Here is a 26,985-nt window from a genome sequence, read left to right on the forward strand (position 1 = left end):
GTCTTATCAGATGTCAGACAAAGATCAGGGGTATCAATTTGGAAGATTTTGAACAGGTCCAAAGTGGGAAGGAAACTGAAAATAAGACTTCAGAGCCTGCAAATGGGCAAGAGGTACTTTATGTGGGTATCGATCTTGGTACTTACACAATAGCAATATGTACAAACAAGGGAACAAAATTTGTGGGATACAGTGCCATTGCTTATGAAGGAGAACAATTTCCGCAAAGCGTGGAAAATGAGAATATCCTTTTCGGAAAAGCTGCTCTTGAACAGACAGATATGGAACCAAAAGTGCCTGTAAAGGATTTCCTTATGGGAAATACCGGCAATCAGGAACCTGTAAAGTTCTTATTACAACATTGTCTCAAGAGTGCCGGGATAGAACTCGACTCCGGGGAAAGTTATGCAATTATAGGTGTTCCTGCAGGTGCTGATATCACCTATAAGAAATCCATACTGGGTATGGCAAGAGGGATGTTCACAGGTGCAATGGTGGCCGATGAAGCCTTCTGTATAGCTTATGGAAGCGGCCGTATGGAGAATTGCCTTATTGTAGACATAGGTGCAAGTAAGCTGAATATCTGTCATATCAATGGCAATGTTCCCGGGGATGAGGACCAGATAAAAATATCCTTTGCAGGGGAGAACATCGACCTGGAGCTAATTGACCTGATCAGGGAAAAGTATGAAGATGCGAAGATAACAAAGCACCTTGCAAGGCAGTGGAAGGAAGAGTTTGGCTATGTAGGTCTTTCAGATGTCCGGTGCGAAGTTGAACTGCCATTAGAAACCTCATCTGAAGAATCATCAATTACCGAAGAACTGAGGCTTGCATGTGAATCAGTAGTTCCTGATGTTGTTTCAGGCCTGACCAAAATGATCTCCGATTCGCAACCGGATATCAGGGAAACATTGAGGAACAATATCTATGTATGCGGCGGTTGCAGTAAAATAAAAAATGTTGGCAATTTCATTGAAGGCGAGTTGAAAGAGCTGGGTGGAGGAAAGGTTTTCTTGTCGGAAGATCCGGATTTCGCAGTTGCTCAAGGTGCCAGAAAGCTTACTGAAAGAATGCCTCAGGAATTCTGGTCACAGGTGAATAGTTAATTAGACAAAATATCCGGATGTGTTTTTATGAGTTCATTAACTTGGTCAAAAAATGCAAAACAGGTAAATAAGGGCCGACAGGACTTCACTCCTAACATTTACCGTAAACCTGTAAAAAACGATGATGAGGACAAAGAACAACATATGGTTCCGTCTTCCGGTGGTCAGGGTAAAACCGATCCACAAGGGCAGGATCCTAAAGTTAAAGAACTTGAAGACGGTCTTGAAGATATAAGAGAAAAATATGAAGCTGAGATCCGGGAATACAGGGAAAGGGAAACTGTTCTTGCCGAAGTGAAGTCAAGATACGAATCGGAAATGGGAGAGTACAGGCAAAAACAGGAGCATCTCAAACAAGAGATGGAGGAACTTTCCAGGCAGGAAAAAGATCTCAACCGAAAATGTGCCCTGCTCATATCAGCAACTTCAAAGGTTGAAAACCTGATACCTGAGATAGAAATTAACGATCTTGAAGAGAAACGCTCTGCCTTTGAGAAACAGAAGGCTGACTTCGAAAAACAGGTAGCAGAGCTCGAGAGTTCTAAGTTAGAGTACGAGGAACAATTTTCCATTCTCGAGAATAACAGGACAGAACTTTACAATCAGAACTCCTCCTATGAAGAAAATCTGCAGTCCTATATGGAAAAAAAGGATGAACTTGAGGAAAAAGTAAGATCACTCGAAGAACAGATGTCTTCAGGCAGCAATCTCACAGCTGACCTTGCAGACTTCAACTATGCAGGGGCTGTGGAGGTTGTAAGATTTAGGTACTTCTCCGAATTAAAAGAATTGAACCGTAAGCATGCTGATCTTCGGACACTTCGGGAGGAACTTGAAAGTGAGGAAGCACTGCTTATGGCAAAGAGTTCCGGTGTCGAGGAGATCAAGGCACAGATCGAGAAAGAATTCTCCAAACTCAAACCAAGGGCAAGCGAGCTGGAGAACGCTACCTGGGAATATGAGGAAAAGGCCAAAAAGCATAGCGAGAACGAACGCATGCTGTCGGATATTATATCAAGATACAATGTGGAATATGCTCTTTTCAAACAGAGGCAGAGTGAACTCAAGGAACTTAAAAGCGTACAGGAAAAACAGGAATATGATCTTGTCAGGAGAAAGCTTGCGGCATTTGAATCCGGAAAGCTGCTGAAATCTGAGGTATGCAGGATAAATTCCCTGTCCGAGGAACTGGCAGAAAAGGTCCGTGGGTTTGAGGAGAATATCGTAAATTACGAGACCGATCGTCTGAGCTATGAAGAGAAACTCAGGGTCCACACTGAGAATGAGGAAAAACTCTGTGAAGATATCTCAAAGTATGAGTCCGAACTCAAGGTTCATGAAGAGAAGCGCTTGGAGCTGGAAAAGCTCAGGTCATCCCTTTCCGGGTCAGAAGATGCTCTCAGGGAGAAGCAGTCAGAGATTGACAGACACAAAAAGGAACTTGAGATTGAAAATGAGAGCCTTCTTGCTCATCAGAAAGAAGTTGATGTTCAAAGAACAGAACTCGAGTCCGAGCTTGAAAGCATCAAATCAAAGCTTGAAGATAACAAGCGTCTTGAAAAAGAACTTGAAACCACATCAAATGAGCTGGTATCAAGACGCAGGGAACTGGAGGGGCTAGTTGAGACCACACATAAGGATATCGGAACACAGGTGACGATACATCGTCAGCATCTGGATATCAAGAAGATGAGTACCAAGCTCGAACAGCAGTCGGTCTATATACAGAGTCTGAAAAAGTCTCTGGAAGAACTGCAGGGTTCCCTTGAAGATTCAAGGAAGAACGAAGTGTTCTCAGAAATAGTACAAATGAATATCGGAATCTTAAAGTGATTCCTTAAAGTGGTCTGTTTAGTTCATATTGTAAATGTGCCTCAGAACTCATAGGGTTCATCATGGATCAGAACGGTTTTATCATCACAGGCACACTTTTCAGATTTCAACTTGAATCTTTAATAACTTTTTTTATTTCCCTGACAATACCTGCTGCAGCTCCTGCGGGGTCAGCGGACTGGTAGAGGCTCCTCCCAACGATCACCCAGTCAGTACCTGCCATGATGGCATCAGAAGCGCTACCTCCCTGGGCACCAACGCCCGGGGATATTATAGCAAGCTCCTCACCTATTATTCTTCTGATCTGCTTTACCCTTTCCGGACGGGTGGCAGGGGCTACGACACCTGAGGCACACTGGTCTGCGGCCATCTTTGCGATAGCCTTTCCGGCTTCCTGCATGAGATCAAGTGCACCGGGGTGGCTCATTTCGGTCACCACGAAAATGTCCTTCTTACGTTCGCGTGCCAGCTCAACACATGCCTCAAGACTGTCATGCCCTGTAAATCCCTGTACTATCACTGCATCAGCACCTGCATCGAATACCTGCTCACAGATAAGGCGGTTTGTGTTCGGGATGTCCGCTACCTTGAAATCCGCTATGATGGGCGCATACTTCACCAGTTTTTCTATGATCTGAAGCCCACTCGCAAGTACGAGGGGATAGCCCACCTTTATCGCATCTACATGTCCGGCAACAGCCTTTGATATCCTTATAGCCTCATCACTGTCCAGCACATCCAGTGCGAGTATGAGTCGGGTGTTCTTTTCCATGAGATCTCTCCTTGATAGTGGTTTAAAGATATGCTCTCCTCTTTCATTCCTTGGCCAGTCGGCTCCTTGCAGCTGCAACAAGGATGGGCAAAGTTATTGTGGCATCGGAATGTACTGTCACAGAGCGTGCCGTCTCGCTGACCTTTCCCCACGAGCGTGCTTCATCAAGGGTCGCACCGCTCAGGCCACCTGTTTCAGGCGTGTCCATTGTCAGCTGGATGGCGTATTCGAACTCCTGGTGTGTGATTAGCATGGACTGGAAAATATAGTTCTTGGGAACGCCGCCCCCTATTAACAGGGCACCGGGCTTCTTTGACTCGTAGCAGATATCGATTATTTCCTTCATGTCAGCGAAGGCATCCACTTTTAGTGGATTCTTCTGTTTGTAGAGCCATGCCTGCAGTCCTATCATGGAATCCTGTATGGCCGGACAGTAGACAGGAACGTTCATATCAGCTGCAGCCTTCAGGATTGAGTTATCATCATCTATATTCCTGCCGATGTGCGTCATAAGCTCCCTTATGGAAATGGTATCGTCGCCAAGTCCCGATAAAATTGCCTGCATCTTTTCCTCGAAATCGACAAAATATGTTTCGGGTAGATAGACATCGTATATCCTGTTGATCTCGTCATGTTTCAACTCAATGTCGTTGCACTCCGCACATCCCTTATAGTGGTGCAGTCCCAATGACTCAACAATCTCATGCACCATATTCGCACCGGTGGTCACCAGTACGTCTATGTAGCCGTCCCTGATCAGATCAGTCACGATGCTTCTCATTCCTGCCGGTACCATGGCTCCTGCCAGCCCGAAAAAGCTTGTGGAACCTTCACTTAGCATCTCATGGTAGATGTCCACAGCATCCGCCAGCTTACCTGCCCCGAAAGCGCATCCGCTAATGGAGTTTATGAGTGAATCAACATCCATGCCGGCTGTTATCCTGGCCTGGTCGATAGGGTTCTCGAGCTTTTGGCTATGTAGGTCATGTTCCATTTTAAGTCCTCTTAATTTTATAGTTCCTATGGCAGGCTCATTCATTAATGTTGCTCTAAGCATACTTTTGGAATGAAGAACAAAGTTTGCAGAATCAAATTGATCCCTTACTTCAGATAAACCTTCCATAACTGAATATTTACAGAATAATGGCTTGTAGAAGACCTGTCAAAACACAATCTGTAGAATAAAATAGGTATATCTGTTTGATAATCAATATACATTTTGAAATTTTGTTGACCTTAATTTTCTTTCGAATTCTGAGGATTTCTACAGAGCCGACATCCATCGTATTTTTATATTATAGGGACTTCTGGTGTTCAAATATGCGTTGATAACCATAGAGAATAAACATGTCCCTGTCAATACCTTTACATGAGCCTGTGCTGATTTTTGCGTTGTCGATGCTTGTTTTCCTTATAGCACCTCTTCTGTTCAAGCTACTTAGACTACCGGGGATGATCGGTATAATCCTTGCCGGTGCACTAATTGGGCCCAATGCTTTGCATATACTGGAGAGAGATCAGACGATTGTGCTTCTTGGTGAAATCGGTCTTGTTTACCTGATGTTCATAGCAGGACTGGAGATAAATATTAATAAATTCATTGAGAAGATAGACAGGAGTCTGGTGTTTGGTACACTATCATTTTTAATTCCGCAAGTTGCAGGTACTGCTGTGGGATATTATGTGTTGGATCTGCCTTTCATTGAAGCCTTCCTTTTTGCATCGGTGTTTGCTTCACAAACCTTGCTTGCATATCCTGTTGTCAAGAAGCTTGGCATCGTCAACAATGAGGCCATTACTGCAGCGATTGGAGCTACTTTACTTACTGACACAATGACCCTGATGGTCCTTGCTGTTGTGATTTCTTCTCTGGAGGGGAGCCTTGATTTATATTTCTGGATCGGGTTGCTTTTCGGGCTGACCGTTTTCTTTGCAGGCTCTTTGTTCATTGTTCCTCGCATTGCACGATGGTTTTTCAGTAAATTTACAGATGAGAGTTATTTTGAATTCCTTTTTGTCCTGGTTATAGCATTTATACTTGCATATCTTGCAGAAGTTGCAGGAATTGAACCTATTATTGGGTCTTTTCTGGCTGGTCTTTTGCTTAACCGTCTAATTCCAAATACCAGTCCACTCATGAACAGAATAGAATTTGCTGGAAATGCATTGTTCATACCTTTTTTCCTTTTTTCAGTAGGAATGCTTACAAATATCCATTCTTTCTTTGAAGGAGGAAACCAACTCATTGTGGCACTCTGGATGATAGGCGCCATGTTCGCTGGCAAGTTTGGAGCTGCATGGCTTGCAGGGAAAATGTACCGCTATAACAAGGATCAGATTATGAGCATGTTCGGTTTGTCTATTGGCCATGCTGCAGCAGCACTTGCAATTGTACTTGTCGGTTTTGAAGCCGGTCTTTTCAACGAGGGTCTGGTAAACGCCGTAGTGATAATGATACTTGTTGTCGGGGTAGTAAGTCCTCAAATTGTTGAAATATATGGTAATAGGATTTCCCTTGCAGAGAGTGTCACATGCCATCCTCAGGAAGTAGACTCCCGTATACTAGTTACTTTTTCGACGCAATCCACTTACAAGCAATTCTTAATGGACCTGGCCCTGATGATTCGGGAGAAAAGATCAAGTGAACCGTTACATGTACTTTCTTTTGTAAAATATAGTGGTGAGGATTCTGAAAAAAAGGTTGTTGAAGCTGAGAAAATGCTTTTGCAAACCGTTAGTTATGCTGCATGCGCTGAAGTTCCTGTTAACACTCATGTGCGTCTTGGCTATAACGTAGCTTCCGGTATAATGGGAGCGGTTCTTGAGAACAGGATATCAACAGTCGTGATGGGCTGGGATGGTGTCCATTCTCCAAAGGAAAGTATTATTGGTTCTGTCACTGACCAACTACTAAGAGGAACTAAGAAACTTGTGCTTGTTTCAATGATAAGAAATCCTTTGTGTAATACGCAGGGAATAACTCTTATAATCCCTCACGGCATGGCTCATAACTCGGGTTTTTGTTCCGTAGTGGATTCAATAAAAAGGATAGCTGAACATACATCAGCACCAGTGAAGGCTATAGTGGTGGACGATGACCCCGAAAAATATAAAGGATTTTTAGATAAGTCAGGTTCTGATATTTCCATCACATTTGAAAGTATGGAAGGATGGGACGCTCTTATACAGTCTCTGGATGCAAGAGGTGGATGTCAAAATGAGCTTAGAATAATTGCAAGCACTCGTCGGGATACTCCTGGGTGGCATTCGATATTACAAGTGCTACCAAAACGTATTACTACATTTTTTAAAGGTAATCTTATAATAGCCTATCCACCATCCGAAGAAAGATTTGATGATAAAGCAGATCATAATATTTTCCTCCTTCGATAAATACCACGTAAGGCAGGAGAATATAACTGGTAAACTATCCTTAAAAAGATTTGAGGTGCGTCTACTTGCCAAGAAATTCGGTCTACACAATTAATGAAGAAGAAGCTCTATAGAAATTCTCGATATTCTAACAAATATTAAAGTTAGCAACAATTCAAAATGTACGGCTAGATATTGAACAAATGTGCCATTTTAGTCTTATTGATGTTGATTTAGGTAGGTTTTCTACAGAGCCGAAGAAAGTATTAATAATGTTTCATGTTTCTCTTCAATAAGGTAAAGTCAATTTGAGTACTTCTCTGATTTCGGCTCTGTAGAATACTACTTTACATTTTATTTTGGTACGGCTTCGTGAAAAACTATCACAATGTAAAAAATAAAACGGAACAGGAGGTCTGGCAGTTTTAGCTAGGTACTAGTTCACTCAACCCTGATCACTAATCCTCTCAATAGTCTTCCGAGGATATCCGATCCGGTAATGATTTTTTTTAACCGGATCATCCTTGTTCCAGTAGAGTATCAGGTCCTCGTCAATAACATCATCCTCCAGGTCCCTCGGGTAGGCCTTAAGGCGGTTTATGACACTGCCTATCTTCTCATTAGGATTTGAGACTACAATTGGATGGTGGCAGTACCTGTAAGGGTCGAAGCCTGTGTCGACCTTCAGGGCACCCCGCAGGAAGCCGTCCGCATCAATGGCTATTTTTGGTTCATCCCTTTGATTTAAGACTATTGTCCACTTCTTACCTGAAGAGGCTATCTTTCTGAGCAGTGGGTCCCCCGGATTCTATCTATCTTCGGGAATATGGGGCGGTTGTTCTCAAACGGAAGTTGTATTATACTCTGGGGGTGTATTACTGATCCTTCTTCCTTGATAGGAAGATCGTCTATGGAAAGAAAGTTCAGAGCACCTATACCCTCGCATTTCCCAATGTCTGATTGACAGCTGTTAATGTGTTTTATTATCATTGTACGAAAGGCCCTTTCTTTGAAATATTCCACCTCTTCCTTTCCAAGTATTCTATCAAGGACGATACTGGATGGTTTGGCTACTGGATAGAGAATTATCCCGTAGAACCTTACCAGAGGTGAAAGACGTGCTCCCATTTTCAGAGCATTGCGGGAGAAATATGCCTGGGGCAGTAGTTCTCCGAATGTGGCTATGCCTGCCGTGGAAAAGGCAAAGGCTGCAACCCCTGTCATTATGGTGTCTGTGAGTAGTGCCAGTAGAGTATTTATCGCTACGTTCCCCCACAGCAAAGTGGAAAGTAGGTAATGTGAATTCTTGCGAAGGCCTATAAGCTTTATTGCATAGGGGTTTTTCAATTCTGCTTCTATCTCAAGTCTTAAGGGGCTCAAACCAAAAAGGCCGATTGTCAAACCTGAGAAAATAGCAGACTGTACAAGACACAGAAAAATGAAGATCCATGTAATTTCTATCATAAAGTTTCACTGGATTTATAAAGGAAATTTTGCATTAACAAGTAATCTATTGTAGCTCCAAATTAGAAACGACTTTGTATTCATTTGCTCCAAAGAGTTTCTTCTACACTCTTCATATGTATGCACCAATCGATATTAATTCTTTTGCATATGTTTGTTTATCGATTACTTATAAGTAAAAAGTAAATCCTATTTTTTGGGTCTGTAGAAATACTGGATACTTGGAGAAAATAATAAATTAACAATAATTTAGAATGTACCAGGGGCAATTGAGTAAATTTAACTTTTATTCTATCTATTCTGATCGATTTTCTAATGGACCAAAAATAAATAAGAAGCATAAACCTTGTCCAGCTTGGATGGTAAGCTCTTCTATTCAGATACTAATACTTCAATTGCACGTAGGCGTTTAATGCGTTCTTCAGTAACAGGATGAGCCCGGAATAAATTCATAATAGAACTTCTCTTCAATGGGTTCACTATGAACATATGTGCTGTACCCTCTCTTTTACGCGTGCATCTCCTATTCTTTCGACATAATGTGCTAATCCATACTCCAATTTTAAAGAGAGAACATATTTTTATAATTAAATTGCGTGGTTATATCAGAGGTGTGTGATTGCCAATATTTTTCGTACCACCCCACCACCCAAATCCGTTAGTGCAAGTCGCACACCTCTTTGATTGATTGCTTATCTCATATTGCAGTAACTTCTATCAATTTATTATTTGTTAAAAAAGAGACATTAACTTTTAGAAGTCCAGTTTAATAATGTAAAAATGGCACTTGTTTTACAGAGCTTAATGAACGGGCAGTTTTCAGTCATGTAGCAGCCCAGAATTCCGGAAACGGATGATTAAAATATGACTCACAATCCCGGAACTCTGGCTTTTTTTAGGCTGGCTAAACTACAATAGGTAGTTATAAGCCTTCATCTATGGGAAACTCTTCCTCATCCACAATAGATTCTTCAACACCTTCTGTTGCGACTTCACCTTTTTCAACGGACACCACAGTTATATCAAAGACAATCGTTTCATTTGCAAACGGTGAATTAGCATCCAGTACTATATGAGTATCATTGACATCCGTAACTGTGATTACTCCCATCTGGGACATCAACTGTTCTCCAGGCTGAGGTACCTCGGTTGTGTTGGTGGCATTCTGGTATTCCTGGATGGGTATCTCTTGTACCAGCTCTTCTCTGTATGGGCCAAAAGCCTGTTCAGGTGGCAGTGTAAGTTCTTTCTGTTCTCCTTCGCTCATACCAACAACACCTTCATCAATTCCCATAATGGTCTGCTCAGACCCTACTTCGAACACCAGTGGTTCCGCAGTCTGCATAATATCGTTATTTTCAGCGACGGTTTCATTGGACGTCTCAATAACTGTGCCGTTTTCGGTCATTAAAGTGTAATCCAGCGTTACAGTATCCCCTTGTTCTACTGATGCTGTCTGTGCTGTGATATCATCGGTATCCACGCATCCGCTGAGAAGCAGGGCACTTCCCAGTATAAGCATCATTATAATTTTTCCAGATCTCATCAGTTCTTCTGAGGGGATGACTATTAATAGTTTTTTTGGTTTGAAATAAGCATTGTTAACCAAGTATAGTAAGTTCTTTATATTTTGTACTTTTTCAAAAAAAGGATAGATTATTTTGTCGAATATGGGATATCTGGAAAACCTGTTTTCTGTTTTATTTATTGCGTAATAGCTTAAAAAAGATATCATTCCAGAGTGCCAGTTTCAATCGAAAGGGAAACCATGCATCCACTAGTACACAACCCTGGCAGGTATGCTGAAGTTGTGTATGTAATTCAAATAAGTATCTCTACAGAGTCGAATTAACTGCAAAATTTAAATAATGCATTAAGACCATAATTCTCATGATGAGTTCCATTATAGACAAAGTTGTTCCAAAACAGAGGAAGATGTCTACCAAACTCGGCGGCATGCTTATTATAGTTGGGGAGACCATGTTCCTGTTCTCCATACTTAACTTCCTTATGATCACCAGGCTGCAGTATTACAGTTCAGGGGACTCTTTCATCCGGACAGTGTTTCCACATTATATTCTGTTCCTCCTGGGATTGTCGGCAGTTGCATTCATTGGAATGTGGCTTGCATACGTCTATGTTTTCCCCAGTAAGCAGAAGTTCTCTCAGGAGCAGGCCATTAAAGATGGTCGCAGTCCTATGTACAGTACAATACTGGAGATACAAAAGGAACTGATTGAAATGAGGTCCACAATCAACTCACTTTCAGAAAAGATTGATATAATGGCTGAGGATAAGAACAAATGATCCGTTTTTGAAAGAAATGACAATAGAACTAAGGCCCATAATCGATGAACCTGCCCTGGTGGTGGAGAATGAGACAAAGACACTTGTCATCGCAGACATCCACCTCGGGATAGAGTGGGACCTGTACAGGAGTGGCATCTCTATACCAAGTCGTATGCAGTACGGACTTGACCGCGTGCTGAGGCATATAAAGCAGGAATCTCCCGGGAGGATAATCCTGCTTGGGGACTTAAAGCATAACATCCCCCGGATATCCTGGCAGGAGAGGGATGAGATTCCATATTTCCTTGAGTCACTGGCCGAATATGCGGAAATAGATATCTTCCCGGGTAACCACGACGGAGGTATCGAGTGTCTGGTCCCAAAAAGAGCGGATATAAGGGTACATCCGGTCAGAGGGTCGATAATAGATGGTGTCGGATATTTCCATGGTCATACCTGGCCGGACCCGGGACTGCTTTCTGCAGAGTACATAATCACCGCACACAATCATCCCACTATACGTCTGACCGATTCCCTGGGATATGTTGTTACAGAGCAAAGCTGGATACGGACACGACTCAAACCGGATGTACTCCGGGGGCATTTCAGGAATCTGGACCTTCAGGCCGGCAAAGTTAAATGGAAAGGTCCTGAGCTTATTATAGTCCCATCTTTCAATGAGCTCTGTGGGGGAATTGCATTCAATGAGATCCTTCATGATGGCCTGCTTGGTCCGATGTTCTCTTCCGGGGCTGTGGACATCGATGATGCACAAGTCTACCTGCTGGACGGGACATCACTAGGTGCTCTGAAGCATATTCGCAGGATGGAAGAGAGCAGATTCCGTGTAAAGCGCAAGAGGAAAGGTGTAAATAAATGAGTTTTGGCAACATCTTTGACTCATTCAATCCCGGGATACAGGAGGCTTTGAAGAAACAGGGCTTTGAAGCACCTACGGAACCACAGGAAAAAGTTTTCCCTCATATCCTTAAAGGTGAGCATACTTTCCTGGTAGCCCCTACTGGCTCCGGAAAGACAGAATCTGCTGTCCTTCCGATATTTAATGCCATACTTTCAAAGAATACGGAACAGAGGACTGGTATCTCCGCACTTTATATAACACCCCTTCGTGCGCTCAACCGTGATATGCTTTCACGTATTCGGTGGTGGGGACTTGAGCTTGACATTGATGTCCAGGTACGTCATGGTGATACTTCTCAGTATGAGAGGCAGAAACAATCACGTAAGCCCCCTGATTTGCTTATAACAACTCCCGAGACCCTCCAGGCAATGTTCACTGGCTCACGCTTGCGGAAAAATCTGGAATGCGTGACACATGTAGTAGTGGATGAGATACATGAGATGGCATCTTCAAAAAGGGGTACGCAGCTTGCAGTTGGTCTGGAGCGGCTTGTGGAGCTTGCAGGTGAGTTCCAGAGGATCGGGCTTTCGGCCACAGTAGGCAATCCTGAAGAAATCGCGAAGTTCCTGGCCGGGACAGATAGGGATGTTTCGGTTGTGGTTGTAACCATGCTTAAACTCCTGGAATTTAATGTACTTACACCTTCGCCTGCCGATGAGGATATTGAGCTTGCCAAAAAGATCGGTTCGGAAGCTGAGTTTGCAGCTCATCTGAGATACATAAGGACTATTGTTGAAAATAATGTATCTACGCTGATCTTTGTGAATACCAGGCAAAGTGCGGAAGCCCTGGCATCCGGTTTCAAGATGCTTGAACTGCCTATTGGTGTGCATCACGGATCCCTTTCGGTTGATTCAAGGATAGAGGCAGAGGAATCCTTCAAGAGCGGTGACCTGAGGGGTCTTATCTGCACTTCTTCCATGGAACTTGGCATCGATATCGGTAATGTTGACCACGTCGTACAGTATGGTTCCCCCAGACAGGTTTCAAGGCTTTTACAGCGTGTGGGTCGTGCCGGCCACAGGATACATGAGGTTTCCAGGGGGACCGTACTGGCCATGGGGGTGGATGATGTGGCAGAGAGTATGGCTATCTGCAAACTTGCACTGGAGGGGAAAGTGGAATCCATTGACCCTCATATGAACTCCCTTGATGTGGTCGCGAACCAGATATCCGGTATGGTCCTCGATTTTGGTGAGGTGGAGATCGAACGGATATTCACGATTCTCAAGCGTGCTTATCCTTTCAGGGACCTGAGATTTGAGGTATTCAAAAGAGTAGTTGATCAGGTTAACGATTACAGGATGGTTTGGAATGAGGAAGGTTCGAACATCCTCTCACGCAGAAGAAAGAGCTGGCAGTATTATTATGATAACCTTTCCATGATACCTGACGAAAAAAAATATGAGGTATTCGATATAGTTACCGGAAGGACCGTTGGTGTACTTGATGAAGCCTTTGTCATTAACTTTGTAGCACCCGGCGCTGTTTTCATCACCAAGGGCGATATGTGGAGAGTACTTGAGATGCACGGCGACCGTGACAGGATAAAAGTAGAGCCTGTAAGTGGAATGGGGGAGATCCCAAGCTGGGTCGGTGAGGAAATACCTGTACCCTTTGAAGTTGCAGGGGAAGTAGGCTCTATTAGAAGGTCGATTGCAGACAGGATTCTCGACGGCTGGGATGATAACAGGATAGCAATGCAGCTTACCGTTGATCATCCGGTTGATTTAAACGGGGCTCTGGAGCTTGTAACTCTCATACGGGAGCAGGTCACAGGTAATTTCCCTGTTCCTGATTCAACGGTCATCGTTATTGAGAATGATGAAGATGCTGTTCTTATCAATGCGTGCTTTGGTCACAATACCAATGAGACCTTTGCAAAGGTCCTGACATCATTGCTTGCTGCGAGATATGGCAGCAGTGTCTCCCAGGAGATCGATCCGTATCGGATAAGATTACAGCTTCCCAGGAGGTTAAAAGCACGGGAAATCGGGCAGCTGATACGTGATATACAGCCTGAACATATCGAACCTATCATAGAGATGACTCTGAAGAACACTTCTCTTATGAAGTGGAAAATGGTGCATGTTGCCAGAAAGTTCGGTGCTCTGAGCAAGGATATCGATTATGACCGGATAAGCATGAAGAAACTGCTTGATATATACCGTGGGACTGCTATGTATGACGAGGTTATCAGGGAGATTTTCCATACAATGCTTGATGTTGGAAAAGCATCAGAACTCTTCATGCAGATATATTCCGAAGAAATATCTATTGTTACCAGTCCCTCGACTCCGATAGGGAGGGCTGGTTTTTCCATGAAAAGGGACCTGGTAGCACCTGAAAAGGCTGACAGGTCCATAGTGATGGCTCTTAAAGATCGTATTATGAATGACAGAGTAATACTCTTCTGTGTACACTGCAAAAAATGGATATCAAGAAGGCAGGTAAAGAATGTTCCCGATGAGATCATATGTCCGGTCTGTGATTCTAAAATGATAGCTTCTCTTAAACCCTGGGAGGAAGACGAAGTAAAACTTGTGCAGAAACAGGGGAAAATAAGTTCTGAGGACGATCTCAAACGTGTCAGAAGAGTCTACAGGAATGCCAATATCGTAATGACACATGGGAAACAGGCTGTGGTGACGCTTGCCAGCAGGGGTGTGGGTCCGGAGATGGCAACTCGTGTGATACAGAAGATGAGGCATGATGAAGAAACATTTTACAGGGACATACTGGTGGCTGAAAGGAACTATGCAAAAAATAAGAGATTTTGGGGTTAGTTTACGTTTTTGGGCTTTATTAATTGGTTTTACTGGGATTTTCTTAGAACTTTTCACTGGAATATTTCTTTTATAAGTTCACTCTGAATTTAGTTTTAAAAATTTTATTTAAATTGGATTCGGGTGTTTTTCAAATATTGTGTTTTTCAAATATTAATAGATAAGTAATACATAATCAGTATGATATATGCATTTATAAAAACGTCTACTCTTACTGAACTTTCCGTCGGGAATTCTTGAAAAGCAGCTTCAATCCAATAGTTTTATATCTGATGCAAGGTAAATCAAGGTGACTAAAGTCTACTCTAAAGAGAAGGATTCATTATGAACATGAAAGAAAGGTTTTTAAAAGCATTAAAAGGTGAAGAAGTCGACAAAGTTCCTGTTCTGTCCGTAACACAAACTGCTATTGTTGAGCTTATGGATAAGACTGGTGCTGCATGGCCTGAAGCACACAGCGATGCACAGAAGATGGCAGACCTTGCACTGGCGTCATATACCGAATGCGGTCTTGAGGGTGTAAGGGCTCCTTACTGTCTTACAGTGCTTGCAGAAGCCATGGGCTGTGAAGTCAACATGGGTACAAAGAACAGGCAGCCTTCTGTCACAGACCACCCATATCCAAAGGGTGTCGATGACCTTAAAATGCCAGAGAACCTCCTCGAACAGGGCAGGATCCCAGCGGTAAGAGAAGCTCTTGGAATTCTGAAGGAAAAGACAGCAGGCGAAGTTCCTGTGATTGCCGGTATGGAAGGTCCGGTCACACTTGCATCCGATCTTGCAAGCGTTAAGAAGTTCATGAAATGGTCCATCAAGAAGCCAGAAGACTTCCAGACCATCCTTGATTTCTCATGCGATGCATGCATTGAATACGCAAATGCTCTTCTCGATGCAGGTGCAGATGTTGTCAGTGTACCAGATCCGGTAGCTTCCCCAGACCTTATGTCTCCTGATACATTCGACAAGATTCTCAAGCCAGTACTCCAGAAATTTGCAGACGGTGTTAAAGGCCCAATGATTCTCCACGTTTGTGGTGACGTTTCCCCGATCCTTGAAATGATGGCAGACTGCCATTTCGAATCCATAAGTATCGAAGAGAAGGTCAAAGATCTCGCAGGTGCAAAGACTAAGGTCGGCGACAAGGTAACCATTTGTGGTAACATTTCAAGCCCATTCACACTTCTTTCAGGTGATGAGGCAAAGGTCAAGGCAGACTCAAAGAAAGCTCTTGACGATGGTGTTGACGTACTTGCTCCTGGTTGTGGTATCGCACCGGACACCCCGTGCTCGAACCTCAAAGCAATGGTTGCAGCAAGAGACGAATATTACGCATAAATCCATACTTGCATGGCATAGTTTCGGAACTATGCCTGCATTCATTCTTTTTTGATGTTCAGGTCTTTGGTTTTATAATTTAAGTTGTATTCTAGTATTTGATGCAGTCGATGACCTGAGTTTATTCCATAAATTTTTAATATAACCTAAATCTAGTTGTAAGCATATATTTGTTCGATACGCTTTTTTGTCAAGTGAGATTAAGGCGTCAATATTCTTAAAAGGAGTTTTTTATTATGCAATTCAGTCTTGGGATCGATGCTGGTGGTACATATACAGATGCTATTCTGGTAAGGGATTCAGATGGTTCTGTCGTAAGTTCCAGTAAAGCGCTAACAACTTATCCGGATCTGATCATTGGTATCAGAAACGCGATTGATGATCTTGAAGAACAATATCTTCCAAATGTAAGTCTTGTATCTGTTTCTACAACTCTTGCCACAAATACCGTGCTAGAAGGCACCGGTAGTCCCGTTGCACTAATTCTTGTTGGTGAACATCCTATTAAGGATCAGTTCCCTGCAAAGCATATTATCCTGGTGAACGGTGGGCATAATTTCAACGGAGAAGAAATCCAGTCTCTTGACATTGAAAAGATTAAATATTTTGCTCAGAAGGTTCAAAATGATGTTGCAGCGTTTGCTGTTTCTTCCTTTTTCAGCATCCGTAATCCTGAACACGAACTGGCTATAAGGGATATCGTTCATGGTTTAACAGGAATGCCTGTGGTCTGCGGGCATGAACTTTCCCAGGACCTGGGTGCATATGAGCGGGCTGTAACCGCATCTCTGAACGCACAGCTATTACCTATATCTGATCATTTCATCAAATCCGTAATAGGGGAGGTTGAAAGAAGGAACATCAATGCGAAACTGCTGATGTTGAAATGTGACGGTACTGTTGTCGGACTCAGGGATGCTCTTGAAAAACCTGTAGAGACGATCTTTTCAGGCCCGGCTGCAAGTCTGGTAGGTGCATCTTACCTTTCGGGTTGCGATACATGTGCAGTCATAGATGTAGGGGGAACAAGTACTGACGTTTCGGCAGTATATGCCGGTGTTCCTGAGTTGACAGATGAGGGTGCTATTGTGGGTGGATGGAAAACGAGAGTCAGGGCAACAAGGATGGAAACTTCTGCAATGGGTGGTGATAGTCATGTGTGGACACGTTCCAATAAGATATTCATCGGTCCCAGAAGAGTAATTCCTCTTTGTGTTGCTGCAGCTAGGTATTCCGGCTTTATGGAAAAACTTCAAAAATCTATTATTCCTCCAAGGCATGTTCTTGACAGGAATATACAGCCCACTAAGTTCTTTATGAGGTCCGGTTATAAGGCATTCGAGATGAATGATTCCGAAACAGCAGTATTTGATGTGATCGGGGAAGAACCGATGTCTCTGGATGAAATATCATCACTTTCAAAAAAGTATCCTTCAAGTATTGTTCTTGATTCCCTCATACATAAAAGATTGATTCAACCAGTTGGTTTCACGCCCACGGATGCATTGCATGTCCTTGGGGACTATGCTCAGTGGGATGCAGAAGCATCTATGATCGGGGCTGAAAAACTCTCTCGAATAAATAAGCTGAATGAGTTTGAGTTCTGTGCCAGGGTAAAGAACATGGTTGCAAAGAACATGGCTTTTGATCTTATGTCATTTCTCCTGAAGGGTGTGGACAGGCTCGGTATTGAGAAAATAGTTGATGGTCAGTTCCCGGCAAGATTCAAGACGGACATCCCTGTTGTCCTGCTTGGAGGGCCGGTGAGTGCCCTTGGCGGAGAACTTGCCAAGGTTATAGATGCCGAGATTATCGTTCCGGATCATGCAGAAGTTGGGAATGCCGCAGGTGCACTTTTTGGTAAGGGGATAAAAAGGATCGAGTTTTTTATAAGGCCAATCTCGGTTGCTGATCCGGATGGCGGTTACTTGGTTTTTTCACCAACTGGAAGAGAAGAATTCAGAATGTATAATGAAGCGCTTACTTTTTCAAAAGAGCTTGGCAAAAGGATGGTTTTGGAATATATGGGTGACTGCGGAGTAAGTAAGGATAACCTAGAAATAAAGGTAAATCTGAAGACATTTTCTCCAGAAGACTGGAAACACGATCCAGTGGAGACTAAACTGATGGTGGTAGGAGTTGGTTACCCCAAAGATCTTCGAAAGCATTAATAAAAAAACTTAATGGCTCTTTCTTTTAATTTTTCTATTTGCTTATAGCTTAACTTTTCAAGTAGTTAAGAAAATCAGTTTGAGTAAATAAAGAGTAAGCTACAAAAAAAGAAAAAAGTAACAAGTTCTAAATTTAGAACTTGTAGTTTGCGTCTGGTCTGAATACTGCAACTTCTGCCTTGTACTTCTCGAGACTGTCGCTCATGAAGGTGTCGGCTTCGTCAGTCATTGCGTCGAGTGCTGCCTTTGCATCTGCAAGTGCATTCACTTCGAACTTTGACATGCTGAGCTTCTTGGCTTCAGGTGAGTTCAGAATGTCGACACTGGCAACTGCTGCGTTCTTTGCACGGAGGAATATGTCGTCTCCGTCCTTTACGATTGCCTGTCCTACCTTGTATGCATTGTCGTATGCAAGGACGAATCCCTGTGGGTCTCTGTATTTGTCAGAGAGTACGAGGATGTCACGAAGCATCTTTGCATTTCCGGTTTCGGTTGCTACGTTGAGCATTGCTGCATCGTAGTTAAGGGTCTCTGACCAGCACTGGACAGATGTACCACCGAATTCACCGTGGTATTCTACGGACTCGTTGGACCACAGGTCACAGCACTGCATGACAAGGTTACCCATTACATCGGAGTGAGCACATGTTGATGTCTTACCTTCCTGTGCAATTGGACATCCTGTGATGGACTTTACAATTGTGTTCTCATATCCACAGTCCTTTCCTGGACCCTGGGCACCTGCTTCATAACCTGCGAGTGTCCTTGGTGCGGAAATTGCTCTTGCAATGATTGCAATGGTGTGTGCAAGATTCTTGTCAAGGAGACCACCTGCAATAAACATTGCAGTGTTTGCCTGTGCACAGTCTGTGTCACCAGCTGCAATTCTTCCCTTCTTGTCTGCGATCTTCCTGATGTCTTCCCATATCATGGTCATGTCCATTGAACCGAGACAGCCAATAGCGTAAATAAGACCAGGTATGTCGTTTCTGAGAATTGCGTAGTCGAGGATTTCCTTACCGCCCATTGTTTCGATGGACAGGAAGTCAGCACCGCCTTCTGCAACAGCTTCGAATGACTCCATGAGTATGTCATACTTCTTGCCGATCAGTGCAAGCAGATCACGGTCTTCACGAATGTCACCAGGTGTGTGCCTGAGACCACATTTGATTCCATATTCTTCGTGGTATTCTTCGAGAATAGTCTTCTGTACGTGAGCGATCTCTCCTCCCCATGTTGGGTTGTTAGTCATCTGCTCTACGTGTTCTGTCTCGAGTGAAACTGCTGGGAAACCGACCTGTACAGCTCTTGCCATGATGTCGGTTGTAAGTCTGCGGTATTCTGAAACGAGTTTCTCCTTTGAGACTCCGGCTTCAGGTCTTGGTGCATAGTTAACTTCTGCTGTTACGTATCCGGCACCTACTTCTAATCCGAGTTCTGCCTTTACAGGGTAAACTGACTTACCGAAGATCATATCGTCAGCAGCTTTGTATGCCATATCTGTGTATCTTTTAACCATTTCTCTCACCTCTTTAGTGTTTGTGGAACTGATCCTTTAACTGTGCAAGGCCTTTGCCTGCCAGTATTGCGTCTGCCATCTTTGGTGCATCTGCTGCTTCTTCTCCATATACACCGAGTTCATACTGGGTAACGAAGTCCTGGTTAACTGCACCGCCACCACACTGGAATGGTATTTTAATTCCAGACTCGAGGAGTCTGTCATTGACTTCCTTGAATGCATACATTGTTGTTGTCATCAGTGCTGTTCCGGTAAGCATCATTGGGCTTTCCTTCTTGACTGCTGCGATGACCTCATCGACTGGTACGTCACGGCCAAGGTCGACTACGTCGTATCCGGCTGCTCTGAGTAAAGCTGCTACGATGGTCTTACCGATGTCGTGTACGTCTCCTTCTGCTACGTGGCATACGATCTTGCCTTTTGGTTTAGGTACTGATCCACTCTGCTCTTTACAGAATTCGATACCTTCGAGCATTGCGTCAGCAGACATCATTACATTTGGAAGGAAAATGACACCCTGGTCGTATAAGTCGGTGACGATCTTCATTCCTGGCATAAGGACATCATCGATAAGTGCAATTGGGTCTGCTCCACCCTCGATTGCCTTCTCGAGACCTTCAATTACGTCATCCTCTTCTCCTTCAAAGATTGCAGCGGAAATTGTTTTTGCTGGTTCTGCTGAAGGATACATTTCAGATGCCATCTGCTCAGGTGTCTGTGCTTTTTCTTTCTGCACATTGTACCTAATTAATATTTTAGTTGGGTCTATATCCATCTATTCTACCTCCTTAGTATCTAGATTGGTTTCTGCTACCTGACCATCAAAAATAATGGTGAGGGTAGCAAATGGATTTCAATCAGCTAACGGTGAAAATGATGCTATGGAAGATCTCCACAATCTGACAAGCATCCTTAACCTTTAGCCAATTTTATTTTCCACATAAGCACCTATTCTAGGTAGCTATATAAACCTAGCGGTTTTGTTATTTTATAATATATTTCTGATACATCTCGCTGATATATTTCTCAAAGTATCTACTGCAGTCTATTTTTTATGTGAATCATTGCCTACTGAGCTACTATATTTCATAAGTTGTGGTCTAACAGTTAGTTTTAAATTGCTTTTACTACAATTATATTCACACAGTTAGGGTGCAAAAGGGTAAATTTTAAATAAGATAGTTTTGAATTCAAAGTTAATTGATTTAAATCAAGTATTGTTTAGTAAATAATATGTTTTTATACAATAAACTTAAAAGCAAGTCTTAAAAAAACCGAATAGTTGTTTTCATATCTAGTTAATTATTTTATTAAGTACGTATTTAATTATAACTTATTCTATCTGTCTCAAGTTTATGCTCTTTTGTATACCGTTTGATTTAAGTAATGGAATATTTTGATTGACATAGATCAGGATGTTTTATACTGGTTGAATGTCTTCTAAAAAATGACGATTGCGTTATATTTATATATAGTTAGTTCCCAAGTCAGGAATCGTTTAAGGTATAAAATTTAATTCTTAATACCCAAATCTAAATTTCCTGAAATAAACAAAAAAAGAATCTCCTTTGTAGAAAGGAGGCAGATATATTGAATTATTGCTTCAGTGCTAGTGGTCTTTTTCGTGTGCATGACCGGAGATCTTATGGGTAAAGTCTATGTCTTTCACACTAAGTTTTCCTTCAATGGTGTCCTGCACAATATCTACGAGATCATCATGTCCGATATTGGAAACTGCTGACAGTATTTTCAAGCGTGGTACTTTTGTATTATTTGATTCGAACACCTCTACTGTCACATCCTTGTCATAAGCCGTCAGGTTCACTTTTATGGTGTCTGTTCCTGATTCTGCGAACAGTTTGATGTGACCTACGAATTCAGGACTATGCTTCATCACTTCTGATTTGATACCCTCCATTATATCCAGGGCAACAGATCTGGCCGAATCTGTATCAATATTATCAATAGTATATTCGGTTGCATAGCTGGTGATGCCTGATGCCTCTATGGAATTCATAGTAGCTTCAATTGGCAATCCGGTATCTTTGTCAAGTACCTGTATCTCGGGATTTGTTGTCTTGAGTTCAATATTTTCAACATCCCGTATCAGCTCATCGGCCTCCTCACCAAGTGTAATTCTTACAAAATTATGCCAGTGTTCATCTTCATATGCGGCAGAAAGCAGGATCACTTTCGCTTTTGGATTCAATTGTTGTACAGATGCTTCTATTATGGGTATCCGTATCTCCTCAACAAGATCCAGCTTATTGATGCCCAGTATTTCTGCATCTATTATCTGTCTCATGGCAAAGTTCTTTACTTCTTTCATAAGCTGTTTGAACCTGCTTCCGTCAATAAGTGTCACAAGGGGCTGGACGGATACATCGCTCAGGTTCATCAGGTTGATCTCATTCTTGATCAACTGTGGAAATGCGATACCGGTGGGTTCTATGAGCAAGATGTCCGGGGCATAATCCTTGGCCAGCAGGGTAATGGTAGTTTTCATGTTGACCTTTAAAGAGCAGCAGATACATCCGCTGGTAAGCTCTGTTGTCTGGAGTCCGTACTTTGAGATCACATCTCCGTCTATGCCAACCTCGCCTATCTCATTGACTATGATCGCAACTTTCTTACCTGCATTGCTGAATTCTCTTCCAAGTCGTAAGATGGTGGAAGTTTTACCACTCCCTAAAAATCCACCGATCACTAGTACTTTCATCATATTGCCCTCTGCTTTGTTTTACTGAAAAAGTGCAGATTATTCTGCTATCTCCATAACTTCCAGATTTTCCCACTTGAACTTATCTTTCGGACAAGCATTGATGCACCTCTTACAGTTTGCACCGTCACAAAGATCCGACCTTATCATCACAAGCCCTTCCTCATCTATGCTGAGTGCATCTGTAGGACATACCTTGGCACACTTCTGGCACTCAGGACAATCAATTTTCATCGTAAGGTAGGTACCGACCTGCTCAAGTACATCAAGACCTTCCTCTCCAAGTACAGGAATGTCTTTTTCCACACGCTTATCCACCTTTGTGGGATGATCGGGAAGATCGATCTGCGGAAGTTTCTTCTTTTTAAGGAATTTCTTGAGCATCTTAAAGGGCATTCCCTCTGTCCAGTAGGATATCTCCTGTATGTAAGCTTCCTTAAAGCCCTGGTCCGTTGCAAACATGACATGATTGCTCACAATCCTGGATGCAATTTCCTGGAGTTCCCACAACCTGTCCTCCGAAAGTAGTACTTCTCTTGCTACGATCAGTGAGGTGTTACCGATCTGTATGACCTCGTCTACGCTGTATGGTACCATACCTATCTGATGAGCCTTAATAGCATCCATGTAAGTTCCTGCTGCACCTGACATGTATGCTTTTTTCACCTCTGCTACTTCTATGCCTGCAGCATTACAGAGTGCAAGATGTCCGGCACGTATGGCACCGATTGCCAGTCCTGCCTCTTGGACATCGCTCTCAAAGAACTTTACCTTGTCCTGGAGGTACAGAATATGATCCGGCGTATTTATCTTTGGGAGTTGTATGATGCCATTCTTCATGCCGGCATCAATGATCGCTATCACACCTGTGCCTGTAATTCCCTTAGCTGTGATACTGTCATCCTCTACGACATCTCCGTTCCTGGGATCGATCAGTTTTCCCTTTACGGTGTTCATCTCGTCATCAAGCACATAGTTGCGTATATTATCATTCTCGAACTCCACATCGGAGATCACAAAAGGAGATGCAAGTTTTCCATGCTTTATCTGCTGACCTTCAAGTGCAGGGCCTGCAGCAGCGGAACCTGTATAGATGGTCCCTTCATGGATCAGTGCCATTTCGGCATTGGTTCCGTAATCAGTCGCGATTGCAGTTTCTTGTGTATCAAGGAAACCTGACTTGATGATAAGTGCAAGGGCATCGGCGCCGACCTCATGCCTGATGGCAGGCGGTACTACTAGTTTGGCATTCGGATAAACCTCAAGACCTGTGATCTCAGAGCAGTCAACTATGCGCGCATCCCGGTTCTCCTCTTTGATGTTCAGTTTCTCTTTTTTCCTTTCACCTGCGTATGCAAGGTCGTCTATAGGGATTCCCTGGAAAATGGAAAGCTGTATAGGGTTACCACAGATGGCCATTCTCTGCAGTTCTTCAGCTTCTACTCCAAGTGCCTCTATGATTTTCCTTACAGCATTTACATGCAGTCCGTGTGCACGTTCCAGGCCGTATGTGATGGCAAAATCAAGATGATCCATCACATTTGCCCCGGGAAGCGGATTTCGAAGTGTTATTACAGTCTTCTTTATGTCCCCGCTGTCAAGGTCTATCTTCTGTGCTCTTATACCACTGGTTCCTAGGTCGATTGCGACTCCTGTTCTCATATGAATCCCTTGAATACCTTTTGAATTTTCTATAACATTAGTACTGAGCTATAACTTAAAAATATATCTTACGTACTGATGTCTATGTGCAGTACTATTTAAATTGATTGTAGTACTTATAAAATAACCGAAAAACAGCAGTACGAGTTAACGCTGTTATAGTGAAACTTAAATAAAACAAGTGTTTTTGATTTAAAATGTCTGTACGTTAGTATCTCATCCTATCGCACATTCTCTGGCCTTTTTCAGTGAGGACAAGCTTTTTCCCTGTCGTATGGCTGCCTTCTATATGGCATACTGTTGTTCCCCTACAGGATCTGCATCCGGAGCATGCAGGGGCTTTCTCATCAATAGTTCTTATGTACCCCATGTGTTCCATGGTCTGTATCATCTCTTTTAGTCTTTCGGAACTGATATTGAGTTTTTGTGCGGTTTCTGCGGTTGAAAGATTATCGATGTAAAGGTAACTTAAAATTTCTTTGATCATGTTTTCACACTTTCAATCATTCTCAATGTCAAAATCATCTTTCCATTGCAGGTAAGATAACAACGATATGAATCCAAGGTATATCTCCGGCCTGATGTCATCAAGTATGGACCAGTCAGCAAATGCTGTATTTTTCAGAATGTACACTTCCAGGATGTTTCCCACTGCCGCCAGCACATATATCCCTGCAAATATGAGTGAGAGGAGTATTCCAACATATACATAGGCTATCCCTTCTTCTCTACCTGAATGTATTTCTACGAAGCCATAAATGAATACGCTTCCCATCAGTATGAGCACAAATCCGCCAATGGCATCAGGGGGGATGAATAACACATCTGTTATGAACCTTCCAAGGTTTTCAGGTGCCGTAAGGTTTAACAAAGCTTTTGACGATCCCGTGATCAACTGTATGGTCCCAAAAAGAATATAAACAAAACCCATGAAGAGGGCGAATACCATTTTACGGCGATTGTCCCTTTTCATATTATCACCTCAATACCCAAGCAGTTTTCCTCCCTGATATACTATAAACGCAATTATCCATGCAATAGTAACTCCGTAGATCAATGCGAAAAGTGTCCATTTCCAGGAACCAGTTTCCTTTTTAATTACTCCAAGGGTTGCTACACAGGGCATGTACAATAAACTGAACACCATCAGACTCAGTGAGCTCAAGGCTGTTATCGCAGGATCTGCAATCAGACTCTGTGTCAAAGCTTCCGGGTTATCTCCTACCCCAAACAGGACTCCCATGGATGCAACTACGATCTCCTTTGCCACAAATCCGAATATCAGTGAGACAGTGATCTTCCAGTCAAAGCCGAGAGGTTCCATGACCGGTTCGAAAATGTGTCCTATCATACCCACGTAGCTCGCTTCGCTTCCGTACTCTATTCCCCAGGGGAAAGATGCCAGAAGCCAGATGATGACCACGCCTAACAATATGATCGACCCTGCTTTCTTAATATACATTGCCCCGTTATCCCACATATGGATCAGACTGGTCTTGAGTGTGGGTACGCGGTATGGCGGCATTTCCATAATAAAAGGTGCAGGTTTACCTTTAACAAGGGTAGCCCTCAGAAGTTTTGCAGATGCTACGGCAACTGCAATTCCCAGTACGTACATCATAAAAACAACGGTTCCTGCCTGACGTCCAAAGAAAGTTCCTGCAAATAGTATATATATGGGTAATCTGGCCCCGCAGGAAACGAAAGGAACTACGAGTATAGTGATCAGCCTGTCCTTTTCATCCTCTATGCTGCGCGTTGCCATGATCGCGGGGACATTGCATCCAAATCCCATGAGCATGGGTATAAAGGATTTACCATGCATGCCTATCTTGTACATGAGCCTATCCATAATGAAAGCTGCTCTTGAAAGGTATCCACTACCTTCAAGCAGGGAAAGCAGGAAGAACAGTATGAATATGTTCGGGACAAATGTCAGAACAGCTCCGACTCCTCCTATAATGCCGTCTCCTATAAGGGAGGCCAGCCACGCAGGTTGAAGAGAATCGGCTACAATGTTTGCCAGCCATGTAAATCCTATCTCGATCATGCCTGTGAAAGGAGTGGCAAATGCGAATGTTAGCTCAAAAGCACCCCACATCAGGGCCAGAAAGATGGGTATCCCAAGGTACTTATTGGTCAGAACTCTGTCGATCATGTCTGATTTGCTCAGCTTCACATTACATCTGGTGCACAATTGTGGAAAGATAGCATTGATCGTTTCATAACGTTTGTCTGCGATATCTGCCTCGTATTCCTCCTGGTCAATTGAATCAAGCAGATCGTTGATGGCTACCGAGGCAGGACTTTTTGAGATTTTCTCCATGACATTCATATCACCTTCAAGGAGGCGAATACTGATCCAGCGTAGAGGATATCTGTCTGCGAGTTCTTGATCAGCGATAAGTACTTTTTCGATCTCAAGTATCATCCCCTCTATCTCATCCCCATAACCGATTTCGTGTCCATGGTACTGCTCATTGTTCTTCTCCTCGATAACCTTATCAAGCAACTCCTCAATACCGATATTACGGCTTGCGACCGTCTTGACAACTGGTGCTGCCAGTATCTCCTCCATTTTGTCGAGGTACAACTTGTCTCCCCTTTCCAGGGCCAGGTCACACATGTTCAGAGCAATAATCATCTCTGTCTGCAGTTCCATCAGCTGTGTTGTAAGATACAGGTTCCTTTCGAGGTTCGAAGCATCCACTATCTGGATGACGATATCAGGTTTCTCCTCAATGATGAAATCTCTTGCAACGATCTCGTCCATTGAATAAGCTGTCAGGCTATAGGTTCCCGGCAGGTCGATAATTTCGATTTCATAACCCTTGTAGATCTTCGTACCGCTCTTTTTCTCAACAGTGACTCCGGGCCAGTTACCAACATGTTGTCTTGATCCGGTTATTGCATTGAATAACGTGGTCTTCCCTACATTTGGGTTACCTGCAAGGGCGACTCTGATCTTATTGTTTTCCATTGTGTCCTCTGTAATGTACTTATTAGAAGGCTCGAAGATTATGCTCTTCAAA

19 protein-coding genes are annotated in these 26,985 nt (G+C 43.1%); 8 read left to right on the plus strand and 11 right to left on the minus strand.

Annotation, left to right across the window (positions count from 1 at the left end; all coding sequences use genetic code 11):
* Positions 1-38 precede the first annotated feature (38 nt).
* Both CUN85_RS00615 and CUN85_RS00620 read left to right on the plus strand, forming a co-directional pair.
* On the plus strand, positions 39-1,109 hold the full coding sequence (locus tag CUN85_RS00615; RefSeq protein ID WP_167848742.1) for a rod shape-determining protein: 1,071 nt from the start codon (positions 39-41) through the stop codon (positions 1,107-1,109).
* Positions 1,110-1,136: 27 nt separating this feature from the next.
* Positions 1,137-2,942: a hypothetical protein gene (locus CUN85_RS00620; protein WP_135387945.1), complete on the plus strand. Its 1,806-nt coding sequence runs from the start codon at positions 1,137-1,139 to the stop codon at positions 2,940-2,942.
* A 106-nt stretch (positions 2,943-3,048) separates the two neighbouring features.
* Here CUN85_RS00620 and pyrF read toward each other — a convergent pair whose 3' ends face one another.
* Both pyrF and CUN85_RS00630 read right to left on the minus strand, forming a co-directional pair.
* Positions 3,049-3,714, minus strand: coding sequence for an orotidine-5'-phosphate decarboxylase (pyrF, locus tag CUN85_RS00625; RefSeq protein ID WP_135387947.1), 666 nt, complete (start codon positions 3,712-3,714; stop codon positions 3,049-3,051).
* A gap of 43 nt (positions 3,715-3,757) precedes the next feature.
* Complete coding sequence (locus tag CUN85_RS00630) at positions 3,758-4,708, minus strand: deoxyhypusine synthase (RefSeq protein WP_135387949.1); 951 nt, start codon at positions 4,706-4,708, stop codon at positions 3,758-3,760.
* A gap of 353 nt (positions 4,709-5,061) precedes the next feature.
* On the opposite strand from CUN85_RS00630, the gene CUN85_RS00635 reads away from it, so the two are divergent.
* Positions 5,062-7,107: a cation:proton antiporter gene (locus CUN85_RS00635; protein WP_135387951.1), complete on the plus strand. Its 2,046-nt coding sequence runs from the start codon at positions 5,062-5,064 to the stop codon at positions 7,105-7,107.
* A 756-nt stretch (positions 7,108-7,863) separates the two neighbouring features.
* Here CUN85_RS00635 and CUN85_RS00640 read toward each other — a convergent pair.
* Both CUN85_RS00640 and CUN85_RS00645 read right to left on the minus strand, forming a co-directional pair.
* Positions 7,864-8,550, minus strand: coding sequence for a DUF21 domain-containing protein (locus CUN85_RS00640; RefSeq protein WP_328591203.1), 687 nt, complete (start codon positions 8,548-8,550; stop codon positions 7,864-7,866).
* Positions 8,551-9,472: 922 nt separating this feature from the next.
* Positions 9,473-10,096 carry an FKBP-type peptidyl-prolyl cis-trans isomerase gene (locus tag CUN85_RS00645; protein WP_135387953.1) on the minus strand — a complete coding sequence of 208 codons (624 nt, stop codon included), beginning with the start codon at positions 10,094-10,096 and terminating at the stop codon, positions 9,473-9,475.
* Positions 10,097-10,440: 344 nt separating this feature from the next.
* Between CUN85_RS00645 and CUN85_RS00650 the strand changes: the two genes are divergently transcribed.
* From CUN85_RS00650 to CUN85_RS00670, 5 genes are all read left to right on the plus strand, one after another.
* Positions 10,441-10,857 (plus strand): hypothetical protein, encoded by a 417-nt coding sequence (locus CUN85_RS00650; protein ID WP_235856135.1) that lies wholly within the window; start codon positions 10,441-10,443, stop codon positions 10,855-10,857.
* Positions 10,858-10,873: 16 nt separating this feature from the next.
* The gene (locus CUN85_RS00655; RefSeq protein ID WP_135387955.1) at positions 10,874-11,719 is read left to right on the plus strand and encodes a metallophosphoesterase; all 846 of its coding nucleotides are present in this window, start codon (positions 10,874-10,876) and stop codon (positions 11,717-11,719) included.
* Positions 11,716-14,547 (plus strand): DEAD/DEAH box helicase, encoded by a 2,832-nt coding sequence (locus CUN85_RS00660; protein ID WP_135387957.1) that lies wholly within the window; start codon positions 11,716-11,718, stop codon positions 14,545-14,547. The genes CUN85_RS00655 and CUN85_RS00660 overlap by 4 nt, the downstream gene beginning before the upstream one ends.
* Before the next feature lie 324 nt (positions 14,548-14,871).
* Entirely contained in the window at positions 14,872-15,882 is a 1,011-nt protein-coding gene (mtaA, locus tag CUN85_RS00665; protein WP_135387959.1) for a methylcobamide:CoM methyltransferase MtaA, read from the plus strand.
* A gap of 236 nt (positions 15,883-16,118) precedes the next feature.
* Positions 16,119-18,053 (plus strand): hydantoinase/oxoprolinase N-terminal domain-containing protein, encoded by a 1,935-nt coding sequence (locus tag CUN85_RS00670; RefSeq protein ID WP_135387961.1) that lies wholly within the window; start codon positions 16,119-16,121, stop codon positions 18,051-18,053.
* 133 nt (positions 18,054-18,186) lie between these two features.
* On the opposite strand, the gene mtaB is transcribed toward CUN85_RS00670, so the two are convergent.
* The 7 genes from mtaB to feoB form a co-directional block, all read right to left on the minus strand.
* Positions 18,187-19,572, minus strand: a complete 1,386-nt coding sequence (gene mtaB, locus CUN85_RS00675; protein ID WP_135387963.1) for a methanol--corrinoid protein co-methyltransferase MtaB — start codon at positions 19,570-19,572, stop codon at positions 18,187-18,189.
* A gap of 13 nt (positions 19,573-19,585) precedes the next feature.
* A complete protein-coding gene (gene mtaC / locus CUN85_RS00680; protein ID WP_135387965.1) occupies positions 19,586-20,347 on the minus strand; it encodes a methanol--corrinoid protein MtaC in 762 nt (253 codons plus the stop codon).
* 834 nt (positions 20,348-21,181) lie between these two features.
* On the minus strand, positions 21,182-22,294 hold the full coding sequence (locus CUN85_RS00685) for a GTP-binding protein (RefSeq protein WP_235856136.1): 1,113 nt from the start codon (positions 22,292-22,294) through the stop codon (positions 21,182-21,184).
* Between the two features lie 36 nt (positions 22,295-22,330).
* Entirely contained in the window at positions 22,331-23,953 is a 1,623-nt protein-coding gene (locus tag CUN85_RS00690) for a methylamine methyltransferase corrinoid protein reductive activase (protein ID WP_135387967.1), read from the minus strand.
* Between the two features lie 208 nt (positions 23,954-24,161).
* The gene (locus CUN85_RS00695; protein ID WP_135387969.1) at positions 24,162-24,440 is read right to left on the minus strand and encodes a FeoC-like transcriptional regulator; all 279 of its coding nucleotides are present in this window, start codon (positions 24,438-24,440) and stop codon (positions 24,162-24,164) included.
* Positions 24,441-24,452: 12 nt separating this feature from the next.
* Positions 24,453-24,926, minus strand: a complete 474-nt coding sequence (locus CUN85_RS00700) for a hypothetical protein (RefSeq protein ID WP_135387971.1) — start codon at positions 24,924-24,926, stop codon at positions 24,453-24,455.
* Positions 24,927-24,935: 9 nt separating this feature from the next.
* A complete protein-coding gene (feoB, locus tag CUN85_RS00705) occupies positions 24,936-26,933 on the minus strand; it encodes a ferrous iron transport protein B (protein ID WP_135387973.1) in 1,998 nt (665 codons plus the stop codon).
* Positions 26,934-26,985 lie beyond the last annotated feature (52 nt).

The organism is Methanolobus halotolerans, assembly GCF_004745425.1.
Taxonomy (GTDB): domain Archaea; phylum Halobacteriota; class Methanosarcinia; order Methanosarcinales; family Methanosarcinaceae; genus Methanolobus; species Methanolobus halotolerans.

Bases quoted from the DNA above. Each gene is read 5' to 3' on its own strand.
- CUN85_RS00620 (WP_135387945.1), top strand. From the start codon at position 1,137: ATGAGTTCATTAACTTGGTCAAAAAATGCAAAACAGGTAAATAAGGGC.
- pyrF (WP_135387947.1), bottom strand. From the start codon at position 3,714: ATGGAAAAGAACACCCGACTCATACTCGCACTGGATGTGCTGGACAGT.
- CUN85_RS00630 (WP_135387949.1), bottom strand. From the start codon at position 4,708: ATGGAACATGACCTACATAGCCAAAAGCTCGAGAACCCTATCGACCAG.
- CUN85_RS00635 (WP_135387951.1), top strand. From the start codon at position 5,062: ATGTCCCTGTCAATACCTTTACATGAGCCTGTGCTGATTTTTGCGTTG.
- CUN85_RS00640 (WP_328591203.1), bottom strand. From the start codon at position 8,550: ATGATAGAAATTACATGGATCTTCATTTTTCTGTGTCTTGTACAGTCT.
- CUN85_RS00645 (WP_135387953.1), bottom strand. From the start codon at position 10,096: ATGAGATCTGGAAAAATTATAATGATGCTTATACTGGGAAGTGCCCTG.
- CUN85_RS00650 (WP_235856135.1), top strand. From the start codon at position 10,441: ATGATGAGTTCCATTATAGACAAAGTTGTTCCAAAACAGAGGAAGATG.
- CUN85_RS00655 (WP_135387955.1), top strand. From the start codon at position 10,874: ATGACAATAGAACTAAGGCCCATAATCGATGAACCTGCCCTGGTGGTG.
- CUN85_RS00660 (WP_135387957.1), top strand. From the start codon at position 11,716: ATGAGTTTTGGCAACATCTTTGACTCATTCAATCCCGGGATACAGGAG.
- mtaA (WP_135387959.1), top strand. From the start codon at position 14,872: ATGAACATGAAAGAAAGGTTTTTAAAAGCATTAAAAGGTGAAGAAGTC.
- CUN85_RS00670 (WP_135387961.1), top strand. From the start codon at position 16,119: ATGCAATTCAGTCTTGGGATCGATGCTGGTGGTACATATACAGATGCT.
- mtaB (WP_135387963.1), bottom strand. From the start codon at position 19,572: ATGGTTAAAAGATACACAGATATGGCATACAAAGCTGCTGACGATATG.
- mtaC (WP_135387965.1), bottom strand. From the start codon at position 20,347: ATGGATATAGACCCAACTAAAATATTAATTAGGTACAATGTGCAGAAA.
- CUN85_RS00685 (WP_235856136.1), bottom strand. From the start codon at position 22,294: ATGATGAAAGTACTAGTGATCGGTGGATTTTTAGGGAGTGGTAAAACT.
- CUN85_RS00690 (WP_135387967.1), bottom strand. From the start codon at position 23,953: ATGAGAACAGGAGTCGCAATCGACCTAGGAACCAGTGGTATAAGAGCA.
- CUN85_RS00695 (WP_135387969.1), bottom strand. From the start codon at position 24,440: ATGATCAAAGAAATTTTAAGTTACCTTTACATCGATAATCTTTCAACC.
- CUN85_RS00700 (WP_135387971.1), bottom strand. From the start codon at position 24,926: ATGAAAAGGGACAATCGCCGTAAAATGGTATTCGCCCTCTTCATGGGT.
- feoB (WP_135387973.1), bottom strand. From the start codon at position 26,933: ATGGAAAACAATAAGATCAGAGTCGCCCTTGCAGGTAACCCAAATGTA.